The organism is Mesorhizobium sp. WSM4898 (assembly GCF_029625845.1).
Taxonomy (GTDB): Bacteria; Pseudomonadota; Alphaproteobacteria; order Rhizobiales; family Rhizobiaceae; genus Mesorhizobium.
Map to the genome: position 1 here is coordinate 976,265 of NZ_JARTVQ010000002.1, position 12,991 is coordinate 989,255.

At 65.0% G+C, this 12,991-nt stretch carries 11 protein-coding genes and 1 pseudogene; 6 read left to right on the forward strand and 6 right to left on the reverse strand.

What is annotated here, in order from left to right; translation table 11 throughout:
• Positions 1 to 2,373 (forward strand): annotated as a pseudogene (locus P9228_RS12195) (DUF4159 domain-containing protein); the annotation flags it as partial.
• A 3-nt stretch (positions 2,374 to 2,376) separates the two neighbouring features.
• Positions 2,377 to 4,464: a hypothetical protein gene (locus P9228_RS12200; protein WP_095801685.1), complete on the forward strand. Its 2,088-nt coding sequence runs from the start codon at positions 2,377 to 2,379 to the stop codon at positions 4,462 to 4,464.
• Between the two features lie 155 nt (positions 4,465 to 4,619).
• Here P9228_RS12200 and clpS read toward each other — a convergent pair whose 3' ends face one another.
• The 4 genes from clpS to P9228_RS12220 all read right to left on the reverse strand — a co-directional run bounded on the left by clpS (position 4,620) and on the right by P9228_RS12220 (position 6,108).
• Positions 4,620 to 4,925 carry an ATP-dependent Clp protease adapter ClpS gene (gene clpS, locus P9228_RS12205; RefSeq protein ID WP_040989718.1) on the reverse strand — a complete coding sequence of 102 codons (306 nt, stop codon included), beginning with the start codon at positions 4,923 to 4,925 and terminating at the stop codon, positions 4,620 to 4,622.
• Positions 4,926 to 5,030: 105 nt separating this feature from the next.
• Positions 5,031 to 5,372 (reverse strand): hypothetical protein, encoded by a 342-nt coding sequence (locus P9228_RS12210; protein ID WP_278053615.1) that lies wholly within the window; start codon positions 5,370 to 5,372, stop codon positions 5,031 to 5,033.
• A gap of 144 nt (positions 5,373 to 5,516) precedes the next feature.
• Positions 5,517 to 5,765: a hypothetical protein gene (locus tag P9228_RS12215; RefSeq protein ID WP_066994288.1), complete on the reverse strand. Its 249-nt coding sequence runs from the start codon at positions 5,763 to 5,765 to the stop codon at positions 5,517 to 5,519.
• 40 nt (positions 5,766 to 5,805) lie between these two features.
• A complete protein-coding gene (locus P9228_RS12220; protein ID WP_066994286.1) occupies positions 5,806 to 6,108 on the reverse strand; it encodes a hypothetical protein in 303 nt (100 codons plus the stop codon).
• A 237-nt stretch (positions 6,109 to 6,345) separates the two neighbouring features.
• On the opposite strand from P9228_RS12220, the gene P9228_RS12225 reads away from it, so the two are divergent.
• The 3 genes from P9228_RS12225 to P9228_RS12235 all read left to right on the forward strand — a co-directional run bounded on the left by P9228_RS12225 (position 6,346) and on the right by P9228_RS12235 (position 9,044).
• Positions 6,346 to 7,062 (forward strand): response regulator transcription factor, encoded by a 717-nt coding sequence (locus P9228_RS12225; RefSeq protein ID WP_066994281.1) that lies wholly within the window; start codon positions 6,346 to 6,348, stop codon positions 7,060 to 7,062.
• Complete coding sequence (locus P9228_RS12230) at positions 7,059 to 8,468, forward strand: ATP-binding protein (RefSeq protein WP_278053619.1); 1,410 nt, start codon at positions 7,059 to 7,061, stop codon at positions 8,466 to 8,468. Before P9228_RS12225 ends, P9228_RS12230 begins: the two co-directional genes overlap by 4 nt.
• 207 nt (positions 8,469 to 8,675) lie before the next feature.
• Positions 8,676 to 9,044: a YciI family protein gene (locus P9228_RS12235; RefSeq protein ID WP_066994274.1), complete on the forward strand. Its 369-nt coding sequence runs from the start codon at positions 8,676 to 8,678 to the stop codon at positions 9,042 to 9,044.
• 21 nt (positions 9,045 to 9,065) lie between these two features.
• On the opposite strand, the gene P9228_RS12240 is transcribed toward P9228_RS12235, so the two are convergent.
• Positions 9,066 to 9,302: a hypothetical protein gene (locus P9228_RS12240; RefSeq protein ID WP_040996927.1), complete on the reverse strand. Its 237-nt coding sequence runs from the start codon at positions 9,300 to 9,302 to the stop codon at positions 9,066 to 9,068.
• Between the two features lie 159 nt (positions 9,303 to 9,461).
• On the opposite strand from P9228_RS12240, the gene P9228_RS12245 reads away from it, so the two are divergent.
• On the forward strand, positions 9,462 to 11,474 hold the full coding sequence (locus tag P9228_RS12245; protein ID WP_278053621.1) for a BTAD domain-containing putative transcriptional regulator: 2,013 nt from the start codon (positions 9,462 to 9,464) through the stop codon (positions 11,472 to 11,474).
• A 20-nt stretch (positions 11,475 to 11,494) separates the two neighbouring features.
• Here P9228_RS12245 and P9228_RS12250 read toward each other — a convergent pair whose 3' ends face one another.
• Entirely contained in the window at positions 11,495 to 12,976 is a 1,482-nt protein-coding gene (locus P9228_RS12250; protein ID WP_278053623.1) for an aspartate aminotransferase family protein, read from the reverse strand.
• Positions 12,977 to 12,991 lie beyond the last annotated feature (15 nt).

Consider the following 12,991-nt stretch of genomic DNA (forward strand, 5'->3'; position numbering starts at 1 on the left):
ATCGAAGGGGCCGATCTCGGCATTGGGCTTCTCGGCGGTAAAGGCGATGACGACCGGCACGCCGTCTATGCCCGCGTCGCAGCCACTTTGGAGCGCCTGCCCGGCGCCAGCGTCGCCGTGCTTGCCGATGGCCTTGCCGCCACCGGCGATGAAGCGGCGTTCAAGACGCTCCTGGAAAGGAATGCCGCGAGGCTGGTCTGGGCTACCTCGGACCGGCTCTCGCTCACCGGCCTGACCGGCGCCGACAATCAGGTCGACGGCTTCACGCTGACCGCCATCCGCGCGCCGGGCGATCCGGCGCCGGCGCAGGTCACCGCGGGAGCCTTCGACGACAAGGGCCGCCGCATCGCCGACGCGACTCTGACCTTCGCGCCGGGTCAGACCACCGCCACCGGAACGATGAAGGTACCGTTCGAATTGCGCAACGACTTCGCCTCGATAGCTCTCGATGGCGAGCACCAGGCCGGTGCCGTTCGCGTGCTGGACGAGAGCTCCAAGCGCCGCCGCGTGGGTCTGCTTTCGCAGGCCGAGGCAGACCAGGCGCAGCCGCTGCTGTCGCCGCTCTATTACATTCGCCGCGCCCTGCAGCCTTTCGCCGATCTGGTGGAGCCGTCGAGCGCCGATCTGGCCGATGCCATTCCGCAGCTTCTCGACCAGAAGCCGGCGATGATCATCATGGCCGATGTCGGCACCATCCCTGCGCAGGTCCGGCAACGGCTGGTCGACTGGGTGAACAATGGCGGCACGCTGGTGCGTTTTGCCGGTTCAAGGCTGGCTGCCGCCGGCAACGACGATGATCTCTTGCCGGTCCGGCTGCGCAGCGGCGAGCGTGCGCTGGGCGGCGCGCTTTCGTGGACGACGCCGCAACCGGTCACCGAATTCCCGAAGAACGGCCCGTTCGCCGACCTCGCGCCGCCGACGGAGGTGACGGTCAGCCGGCAGGTGCTGGCCGAGCCGACGCCCGACATCGTCGAGCGCACCTGGGCGACGCTTGCCGACGGCACGCCGCTGGTCACGGGCATGAAGAAGGACAAGGGAACGCTGGTGCTCTTCCACGTGACACCGGAGGCGACCTGGTCGAACCTGCCGATCTCCGGCAGCTTCGTCGAGATGCTGAGACGCATAGTGCAATTGTCGCGCAACCAGGGCGCCGCGGTCGCCAATGCCGAGGCGGCCGCCGCTTCGCTGGCGCCCTATCGCATGATCGGCGCCGACGGCGCGCTGGTGCCGCCGACACCCGATGCGCGGCCGCTCGTGCCCGCCGCCGGCCCGCTTCCGGTGACGCTGGAAAACCCGCCCGGCCTCTACGGTTCGGAAACCGGCGTTTTCGCGCATAACCTGCTCAACGCCTCGAGCACATTCACGCCGCTTGCTCGGCCACAGGTCTCGCTGCCGGTGACGGCCATCGCTTACGCCTTCGACGAATCGGAGAACCTGAAAGGCCCGCTGGTCACATTGGCCCTCTTGCTGATGGTGCTCGACACGCTTGCCGTGTTCTGGATGGGTGGGCTGTTCTCGCGCCGGCCGCGCCGCGCCGCGGCGACCGCCGCTGCCCTGCTGATCGTGTTCGGCGGGCTCTTCGGCCACGCCGACTTTGCCCGCGCCGATGATTCGAAGCCGGGCGATTCCCAGGCCATCGAGGACATTTCGAAAACTCGGATCGCCTATGTCATCACCGGCGAGCCCGGCGTCGATTCAATCAGCCGCGCCGGCCTCGAAGGCCTCACCCGCTTCCTGATCGAGAAGACCGCGCTGGAACCCGGCCCGCCGGCGGGCGTCGACATCTCCAAGGACGAACTGACCTTCTATCCGCTGATCTACTGGCCGATCGACGCCACCGCGCCGATGCCCAGCGAAGCCGCGATCGCCCGCATCGACGCCTATATGCAGCAGGGCGGCACGGTTCTCTTCGACACGCGCGACCAGTTCTCCAACGGCATCGGCGCCGGCTCGGCAAGCCCGGCCACCGAGCGGCTGCGCGATATTCTCGGCAATCTGAACGTGCCGCCGCTGGAGCCGGTGCCCTCGGACCATGTGCTGACGAAGTCCTTCTTCATCCTTCCCGAGTTTCCCGGCCGCTTCAACGGCAGTCCGCTCTGGGTCGAAGCCTCGCTCGATGCCAGCAACACCGAGAACCGTCCCGTGCGCACCGGCGACGGCGTCTCCCCGATCATGATCACCGGTAATGATTTCGCCGGCGCCTGGGCGGTCGACGAGAACGGCGATCCGATGCTGCCGACCGTGCCGCCGGATCCGATGCAGCGCGTCTACGCGCTGCGCGCCGGCGTCAACATCATGATGTACATGCTGACCGGCAACTACAAATCCGACCAGGTGCATGTGCCCGTCCTGCTCGAACGGCTGGGACAGTAGTTCATGAACTGGTCGATCTCCTTCGAGCCGCTCGTTTCCTGGCCGCTGTTCTGGGTCGTCATCGTGCCGCTCGCGCTGCTCGCGCTGGCTGGCCTGTGGTTCCGTCAGCGCGGCTCTGTCCTGCGCTTCATCGCCCTGCTGGCGCTGGGCGCGGCACTGCTCAATCCCGTTTTCCTCGATGAGGAACGCGAGGCATTGAAGAGCGTCGTCGCGGTCATCGTCGATCGCAGCCAGAGCCAGGACATCGGCGACCGCACCAAGCAGACCGACGAAGCGCTGACGGGCCTTCAGCAGCGCCTCGGCCGCTTCAAGCAATTCGACGTCCGCGTCGTCGAGGCCGGCAAATCCGAGGCCGCCGATGAGCGCACGGAAACCAGGCTGTTCGGCGCGCTGGAAAGCGCTTTCCGCGATGTGCCGCCCTCGCGCATCGGCGGCGCCATCATGATCACCGATGGCGAGGTGCATGACGCGCCGGCCGGCGCTCCGGAATTCAACGCGCCGCTCCATGCGCTGATCACGGGCAACGAGCACGAGAAGGACCGCCGCATCCGCTTCGAGAACGCGCCGCGCTTTGGCCTCGTCGGCAAGCCGCTCGACATGAGCTATCGGGTGCTTTCCACCGAAGGTCAGGGCGGCCCGGTCGACGTGCGGGTCTCGGTCAATGGCGAGCAGGTCTCTGTCGAGCATGCGACCATCGGTCAGCCGATGAAGCTTGAGGTCACCATTCCCAACGCGGGCCGCAACATCGTCCAGCTTTCGATCGACCACGAGCCGGGCGAGTTGACCGACACCAACAACCGCGCCATCGCGCTGGTCGACGGCATTCGCGATCATCTGCGCGTGCTTTTGGTCTCCGGCGAGCCGCATGCCGGCGAGCGCACTTGGCGCAACCTGTTGAAATCCGACGCTTCGGTCGACCTCGTCCACTTCACCATTCTTCGACCGCCGGAAAAGCAGGACGGCACGCCGATCAACGAGCTGTCGCTGATCGCCTTCCCGACGCGCGAGCTGTTCGTCGAGAAGATCAAGGACTTCGATCTGATCATCTTCGATCGCTATCAGCACCGCGACGTGCTGCCGATCCTGTATTACGACTACATCTCCGAATATGTCGAAAAGGGTGGCGCGCTGCTGATTGCCGCCGGCCCCGAATATGCCGGCGAAAGCTCCATCGCCCGAACGCCGCTGATGTCGGCCCTGCCCGCGATGCCGAGCGGCGAGGTCGTCGATAAGGCCTTCTATCCGCGTCTCACCGATCTCGGCCAGCGCCACCCAGTCACGCGCGGGCTCGACGGCTCCGCCGCCGATCCGCCGCGCTGGAGCCGCTGGTTCCGCACCATCGGCGTCAAGAATCCCGAGGGCGCGGTGGTGATGAAAGGGGCCGACGACCGCCCCCTGCTTGTGCTCGACCGCAAGGGCGAAGGCCGGGTCGGCATGCTGCTTTCCGATCAGGGCTGGCTGTGGGCGCGCGGCTTCGAAGGCGGCGGGCCGCATGTCCAGCTCTATCGGCGCATCGCCCATTGGCTGATGAAGGAACCCGAACTTGAAGAAGAGCGGCTGACCGCCGACGGCCGCGGCATGGTGCTGGAAATCCGCCGCCAGACGATGAGCGACGATCCCGGCCCCGCCCAGGTGATCACGCCTTCCGGCAAGACGATGACGGTCAAGCTGGAAAAAGCCGAACCAGGGATTTTCACGGGCAGCCTGCAGACCAGCGAGATCGGCCTCTATCAGGTCGGCAACGGCGACCTCACCGCGCTTGCCCATGTCGGCCCGATCAATGCGCCTGAATTCGCCGATGTCGTTTCCACCGAGGACAGGCTGAAGGCACCGGCCGAGGCGACCGGCGGCAGCGTGCGCCGGCTCGCGCCATCCTCCATGCTTGGCGATCTTGCCGGCGGTGTGGCATTGCCTTCGATCGTACCTGTCCGCTCCTCGGGGGCGGCATCGGGGAACGATTGGATCGGGCTGCGCACCACCGACGACAGCACGCTGAAGGCCGTCTCGCGCGTGCCGCTGTTCGGCGGCTTCCTCGGCCTCGGCTTGCTGCTCCTGGCCATCGGCTCGATGTGGTATCGAGAAGGAAGGTAGAGCCTTTTCCTTCTCCCCCTTCCGGGGAAACGTGCCCGAAAGGGCGGATGAGGGGCGGCGCGCAACAATCAAATACGGCGCTTGCCCCCACCCTCACCCTGCTCGGCCGGCGGCCTCGCTTTCCCTCTCCAGGACACGGGCGAGGCAGAGCCGCCCTACTCTTCCGGCTCGGTCGTGAACAGCAGCGGATAGCCCTTGGCCTTACCGGCGTCGGTTGCTCGCGCGGCCTTGGTCTCGGCAACGTCGCGCGTGAAGACGGCGACCACGCAGACGCCGCGCGTATGCGCGGTGATCATCACGCGATGCGCCTGATCCTCGCTGAGCTTGAACTCGCCTTTAAGCACCGTCACCACGAACTCCCGCGGCGTGAAGTCGTCATTGACCAGGATGACCTTGTAGAGCTTCGGCCGCTCGGTCTTCGGCTGCGTCTTGGTACGCGGTTTAAGGACGGTCTCAGGCATTGGAATTCACCAGTTGGAAACTGGGTCTGGCTTGCACTTCCTCAGGCAGGGAAGCATTTGTCCATTTGTCCGCTGGAGGGCGGAGAATCGAGGGACGATGAAGGCTTATGTGGGATAGCGCTGTTTGCGCTTCAACGCCCCTGCCGACCGATCGTGCGACGCACCGTCGTCCATGTTGGAACCGCGCTCCATGAACGCGCCAATCATCCAGGCGGCGAAGCCGATCAGCGTCGCGCCCGTCAGCACGATCAGGACCCAGCTCTGTGCCGGCGTGATGTAGTCGAAGCTCGATGAGATGGCCGGCGCGAAAAGTTCCGGCTCGGTCCTGCCGCTGGCGGGATCCGGCACTGGGCTGGCTGTCAAGATGATCAGCGCTCTTGCTGCCGCGGTGGCAACCAAGCCGCCGAGAGCCAGCGAGCGCATCATGGACGAAAGCCGCTTCTTCATGCGGATTGTCCTACGGCACCGGCATTGCGATCGGGTTAAGGAAGTGGCGCGGCGCAAGCTGCCGGTGTCAGGATTCGGCCGCTGGAAACCGCCCCGGCCGGTTTCGGCCGGAGCGGTCTTGAAAGATCAGGATCGAAGCCTGGATTAGGACTTCTTCGCGTCCTTCTTCGGGGCCTTCTTGACCGGGCACTTGTGGGTCTTGGTCACCTTGCAGGCCTTCTTGGCGGCGACCTTCTTCGGAGCGGTCTTCGCCGTAGCGTCAGCGGCCGGAGCCGTGGTCGTGGTCGAGGCGGCCGGAGCGGCGGTCGTCGTGGCGGCGGCGTTGCTGACAGCCGGCATCGAGAAAGCGAGAGCAACAGCGAGGCCGAGGGCGGAGAGGAGGGACTTTGTCATGGCTTCATTTCCTTTTTCATGCGGGTCGAGGAGTTGAGCGTCACTGAACCGGGTCGATCGGTGTCACTCCAAGCAGCTTCAAAGCGTTTGCGAGCATCCGGATGCCCTGCGCCTGTTTCTTGGCAGCGCAGAACCGGTTTCCCTTTCTTTGAAGTGCCTTCGCCGCGGTGACCTGCGTTGCCGCGGCATGGGTTTCGAGGGCTTCGTCAACTTGACGGTTGAGATTGGTGCAGCGCTCGGTCCGGGTCAGCGGCGTTACCTTTGCGTTGGAGGCCCCGACTGCGGCTGTGATGAGCGACATGCTAAGCAAAGCACCCATCACGCTGATCCAGAACCTCTGCATCGGTCTTGCCCGTTACTCCGGAAACTTGCGTCGCAGCCGATGACCTGACCGCCACGCCACCAGTTATGCCCTTGAAATTTTTCACGAGTTTTTCCCGAGTGTAGAATTTTGTTTCTGAATTGTTTCTGGGGAAGCCATTCCGTCCCACGTCGCCGCCACTGGCCAAGATGTGGCCCGAATTCTATCGTGTGGGTGATCACAGAAGGGCAGCTTGGCTACACAAATCGCGGGGTTCTCGTGAAATCCGACTCGCACATACTGATCGTCGATGACGACAAGGGCATACGCGACCTGCTTCAGGAGTTTTTCCAGAAACGGGGGCTGCGCACGACAGTGGCCGCCGACGGCACCGAGATGGAGTCGATCCTGCGCCGGGCGCAGGTCGACCTGATCGTGCTCGATGTGATGCTTCCCGGTAAAAGCGGGCTGGAACTGTGCCGCGAGATCCGCGCCAATCACACGACACCGATCATCATGCTGACCGCGGTGACCGAGACGACGGATCGCGTCGTCGGGCTCGAGATGGGGGCTGATGACTATGTGCCGAAACCCTTCGATCCGCGCGAATTGCTCGCCCGCATCCGAGCGGTGCTGAGGCGCAACGGCACGGCCGAGCCGCGGCGGCCCACAGCCAAGCAGATCTACCGCTTTGCCGGCTGGACCATGGATTGCTCGCGCCGCCGGCTGACGGCGCCCGACGACGTGCGGGTGGAACTGACGATGGCGGAGTTCAACCTGCTGCAGACCTTCGTCAAGAGCGCGCAACGCGTTCTCACCCGCGAGCAGCTCATCGAGTTGTCCGGCGGCGACACCGGTTACAGCTTCGATCGCAGCGTCGACATCCTGGTCAGCCGCCTGCGCCGCAAGATGGAGGACGATCCCAAGACGCCAAAACTGATCTTGACTGTTCGCAGCGGTGGCTATCAGTTTCTGCCCGAAACGACCTCCGAATGAGACGCTTGCTGCCGCAAACCCTGCCTGTCTGGGTTTTGCTCATCGTCATTGCCGGCCTGATGATCAGCCAGGTCGCGACGCTTTATATCGTGGCGCGCGACCGCGCCGCCGCCAACGATGTGGTTGATCTCTACCGGCTGAACGACCGCGCCTATTCGCTGGTGCAGCTGATGCATGACGCCACGCCTGAAGAACGCAAGACGACCGCTTCCGGTCTGTTCAATGCCACCTACGCACTGACCGTTTCGGACAGCCCCGCCGTCACTTCCTCGATCGCCGGCGATGACCAGCTAGCCGAGTTGGAGGACATCCTGGTCGGCCGCCTGTCCAAGTTCGGCATCACCGACGCGCGTGTGCGGCGCGATCCGGCAACGCAGGAAGCCGATGTCCCGGACGGTCAGGTGATGAACAAGGATGTCGGCCAGGTCGAGCGCGATCTGCTGGTGCTGGCCGCGGATTTCGCCCAGAGCGACAAGCTGACGGCGTCGCTGCGCTTTTCCGACGGCCAGTGGCTGAACTTCACCGAGCCGATCACGCCGGCTGGGCCGATCCTGAGTTGGGACAGCCTGCCGCTCTATTCGCTGATAGCGGGACTGATCATCGTGATGTCGATCTGGTCGCTGCGCCGGCTGACCGCACCCTATCGCATGATGGAGACCGCGGTGAACCGCATCGGCAAAGACCTCAAAAGCCCGCCCATCGCCGAGACCGGCAGCCGCGAGATCCGCGCTGCGGCAAAGGCGGTCAACGCCATGCAGACGCGCCTGCGCGACTATGTCGAGGACCGCGAGCACCTGGCGGCGGCACTGGCGCATGATTTGCGCACGCCGCTGACCAGGATGCGATTGCGTCTCGAGCTGCTGCGCAAATCGCCGGCCCGTGAAGCGCTGGCGCATGACCTTGCCGACATCGAGAGCATCGCAAGCTCGGTGATCGACTTCGCCAAATTCGAGGTCACCGAGGAAAAGGCCGAGCGGATCGACTTCTGGTCGCTGGTGGAGGCGGTCGCCGACATGTTCGAGGACGCTTCGTTCGACGAGGACGCCACGCCTTCGCGCGGCCTGGTCTGCATCGCGCGGCCGGTGGCGCTGCGCCGCTGCATCACCAATCTAGTCCAGAACGCCGTCACCTATGGCAAGAAGGCGCATATCGGCGTGCAGCGCTCTGGCGACACAATCACGCTCAGCATCCGCGATGAAGGGCCGGGCATTCCGCAGGCAAAGCTGGATCAGGTGTTCGGTTCCTTCGTGCGCCTCGAACAGTCGCGCAACCGCGAGACCGGCGGGCTCGGCCTCGGCCTGACCATCGCCCGCAACATCGCCCGCGGCGCCGGCGGCGAGATCAGCCTTTCCAACCATCCCGGCGGCGGCCTGCTGACGGAGCTGCGCCTGCCGCTGGCAGCTTGAGTCAGCAAGCGCTTTCCCGGCTGCTCCAGAGGACTGGATCAGCCGCGCCATCCTTGTGATAGTGCGGCCCGTCCTACAGCGCCGTGCATCCTCCAGGACGCGGGACGCCGTAGCACTTCAATTTGGTGCATGACCCTTACCGAACCGAAGGTCAGCGACGCAAAAATTCGATTCTGATTTTCGGATCCCCGCACGAGGAACCGAACCATGTTCTACGCAATCCTTGCCTATCACGTCGAAGAGACCGTCCAGTCCTGGACGCCCGACGAGGATGCAGCCGTCATGAAAGACCTGCTCGAGATCAACGACAGGCTGACCCGCGCCGGCAAGCTGGGCCCGGCGGCAAGGCTGGGCGAGACGGCGAAAGCCGTCACGCTGCGCGGTCCGGGCGACGGCATGGTGATCGACGGCCCCTTTGCCGAGACCAAGGAGCAGTTGCTGGGCCTCTATGTGCTGGATTGCGCCAACCAGGACGAGGCGATAGCGGTGGCGCGCGATCTCAGGCGCGTCAATCCCACCGCCGTCTACGAGATCCGGCCGATTGCGCTTTATCTGCCGGGCGCGCCGCTGGCCTGAATTCCGGGAGAAGCGACGGATTCACCGCAGCGGGCGGCGCCCGGCGGTGCGGCTGCGCGCCGCAGCATCCGCGGGGGCTTCATCGGCCGGATAGCCGAAATCCTTCAGCTCCGAAATGGACAGACCGGCCAAAGCCCTGCGCTGCATGGCGTCCTGATACCGGCGCTGGAACCCGGCGAAGATTAACGCGATCTTGGCGGCGAGCGTGCCGGCAACTCGGGTGCTCGGCTGGCAGGTTCTGATGTTGATGTAGGTCATTGTCATTCTCCCTCGTTCGAACTCACGAGGGCAGTGTCTCATCGGCGCGCTTTGGCAACGTTCGTCCAGGCGTGAAACCGCAGGAAAAAGCCCGCAAAATCGTCGTTAAGTCGGCGGCGGGACATGGTATTCTGCTTAACGCTGTTCACGGGGCCCCGGATGTACATTCGATTGCTTGGCGGCATCGAGGTTGTCTCCGCAGGCGGGCAACCTCTGCACTTCGCGACGCGCAAGACGTCGCTGCTCTTTGCCGCGCTGGTTCTGGCCGGCCCGAAAGGGCTTCGCCGCGAGAAGGTGGCGGCGATGCTGTGGACCGGCAGCGGCGAGCAGCAGGCGCGAAACAGCCTGCGCCAGGCCCTGGTCGACATCAGGCGGCTGTTTCCGTCCACCGGCAACGAGGCCATTCGCATCGAAGGCAATGCCGACACCATCTGGGTGGTGGCGAATGACAACGAGGCCGACATCTGGATTTTCGACCGGAACTGCCAGGCCGATGACGGCGCGAGCCTCGCGGCAGCTGCCGACCTGTACCGGGGTGACCTGCTCGACGGACTGCCATCCCCCGGCGAAATCGACGAATGGCTTGCGCCGCTTCGGGCGAACTACACCCGCAAGGCGTTGGACCTGGCCGAACGGCTGAGCCTCCTGCCGGAACTCGGTGAACGCGAGGAGCAGGCCTGCGAAAGACTGGCTGAGCGGCTAGTGACGTCCGACCCATGCGCCGAGCAGGCCCACCGCGCCCTGATCCGCGTCTTCCGCCGCCACGGCCGCACCAACGACGCCTTTCGTCAGTTCCTGGCCTGTAAGGAAGCGCTCAAGCGCGAGCTCGGTGTCGAGCCTGAGGAAGCGACGCGGGCGCTGATCGAACGCATCGAGGCGCCAATGGAGCTGAAGGGTTCGATAGCCGACTATGGCCAGCCCGAGGCCGAACTTTCCCGCCTGGAAGCGAAGGCGCCTCGCCCTGTCGTTTCGGTGCCGGAAAAGCCGTCGATCGCGGTCCTGCCGTTCCAGAACATGAGCGGCGACGCCGAGCAGGAATATTTCACTGACGGCGTTGTCGAGGAGATCACGACGGCGCTGTCGCATGTCAGCTGGCTGTTCGTGATCGCGCGGAATTCCGCCTTCGCCTACAAGGGCCAGGCGGTTGACGTCACCCGCGTGGCACGCGAGCTCGGGGTGCGCTATGTGCTGGAGGGCAGTGTCCGCAAGGCCGGCAGCCGGCTTCGGGTGGCAGGTCAGCTTATCGAGGCGTCGGCGGGAGTAAATCTGTGGGCCGACCGCTTCGAAGGCGATGTCTCGGAGGTGTTCGAACTGCAGGACCTCGTTGCCTCCAGTGTCATCGGCGCAATTTCACCCAGACTCGAGCAGGCCGAGATGGCGCGCGCCAAGCGCAAGCCCACCGAGAGCCTCGACGCCTATGACCACTATCTGCGCGGCATGGCGAGCCTTTACCGCTGGACGAGAGAAGGGCTGGAGGAGGCGTTGCCACAGTTCTACAGGGCCATCCAGCTCGACACCGATTTTGCCGCTGCGGAAGGCGCTGCCGCCTGGTGCTATTTCTGGCGCATGGCGAATGGCTGGATGGCCGACCGGCAGAAGGAAACAGCCGAAGTATCCAGGCTGGTCGGCGACGTGGCTATCGCCGGCAAGGACGATGCGGTGGCGCTGGCTTTCAGCGGCCTGGCGCTGGGTTATGTCACCGGCGATTACGAGGCCGGATCGGCACTGGCCGACCGCGCGCTCGTGCTCAACCCGAACTGCGCAGCCGCCTGGAGCGCCAGCGGCTGCCTCAAGGCCTGCCATGACGACCCGGACATCGCAATCGAGCACATGTCGCGGGCAAGGCGGCTGAGCCCGCTCGATCCGCTGACCTTCTTCATGCAGACCTTCACTGCCTTCGCTCACTTCGTGGCCGGCCGCTACGACGCCGCCTGGCCGCTCGCCGAGGCGGCGTCGCGCGCGCAGCCCTATTATCTCACCGGCCTGCGTGTGGCGGCCGCCAGCAACGCCATGGCCGGCAGGCTGGATGCCGCGAGCAGGCACATCGCGCGCTCGCTGGAGCTCGACCCGCAACTGAAGCTTTCCAACCTCAAGCATCGGGTAGGGCAGATCAGGCCAGAATATTTCGCCAAATATGTCGAGGCGCTACGGCTAGCCGGCCTCCCGGAATGACATGTCTTGGCGCTCTCTCGTCAGTCTGGTAGCGCCGCGGTCTTGATTTCCGCTCCGATGCGAAGCGTCTCACGCAGCAGGAGATCGAGGTCGTCGCGGCGGGTGCGGTGGTTGGTGATCGCGACCCGCAGGCAGTGCTGCCCGTGCACCGTGGTGTCGGACACGGCTGCAATGCCTTCTTCCTGCAGCCTGAGCATGATTTCGGTGTTGAACGACTTGAGCTGTTCCTCGGAGGCGCCGTCCAGGCGATGGCGGAAGCAGACGATGTTGATGGTGGTCGGCGCCGTCAGCTCGAGCGCCGCCTCGACCCGGATCAGCTCGGTCAGATAGCCGGCCTGGGCGATGTTCTGGTCGATCAGCCGCCCGAATTTCTCGATGCCATGCTCCTTGAGCGACATCCAGATCTTGAGCGCGCGAAAACCGCGCGATGTCTGCAGGCCATAGTCGTGCAGCCATTGCCCTGAGGCGAGGCCACGCGGCGTCGATTCCAGATATTCCGGCGTGACGGCGAAGGCGTTGCGGTGGGCGACGGCGTCGCGAACCAGCGCACAGCCCGCTTCGAAGGGCGCGTGCAGCCATTTGTGCGGGTCGAGCGCGACGGAATGGGCGCGTTCGATGCCGGCGACGAGCGATCTGTTTTCAGGCGCGATGGCGATCAGGGCGCCGATGCAGCCATCGACATGAAACCAGAGGTCTTCCTCTGCCGCCAACACGGCCAGCGCCCGCAAGTCGTCGATCGCGCCCGTGTTGACGGTTCCTGCGGTGCCGATGATGCAAGCCGGCTTGAAACCTGCCGCGCGGTCTTCCGCGATGGCGGTCTTGAGGGCATCGACATCGATGCGCAGATCGGCGTCGGTCGAGACCCGCCGCAGCGCCCGGTTGCCGAGGCCGAGCGCTTCCATGGCCTTGCGGTGGCAGGAATGGACCTGGTCCGAGGCGTAGAAGCGCAACGGTTTTGGGATCGCCCAGACACCCCTTTCGCGCACGTCGACGCCTGCTTTGGCATTGCGCGCCACGGTCAAACCGATGAGGTTGGCCATCGAGCCGCCGCTGACAAGCGTGCCGCTGGCCGAAGCCGGGAAGCCCACCATCTCCTTGCACCAGTCGACCACCTGGCTGTCCATCAGCCCGGCGGCGTGATTGCCGCCGCCGAGGTTCGAGCCCTGGATCGCCGCCAGGAAATCGCCCAGCGCGCCCGTGAAATTGCTTGACCCCATATACCAGGACCAGAAGCGCGGATGGATGTTGCCCATCGGATAGGCCATGACGTTGCGGGCGACATCGCCATAGACGTCGGCTATCGGTGCCGGCGAGCGCGGCAGCGGCGCCGAGAAGAAGGCGCGAACCTCGACCGGCATTTGGCGCCACACCGGACGGTCCCGGACATCCTTGAGATAAGCGACGGCATCCTCGACGATCCGATGCGACAGGGCCTGCATCTCGGCCCAGTCTGGCGGGTCGAGCGTCTCATCCATCACCGCTGTTTCCTGCATAGTGTCCATTCGCTGCTCCCCCGC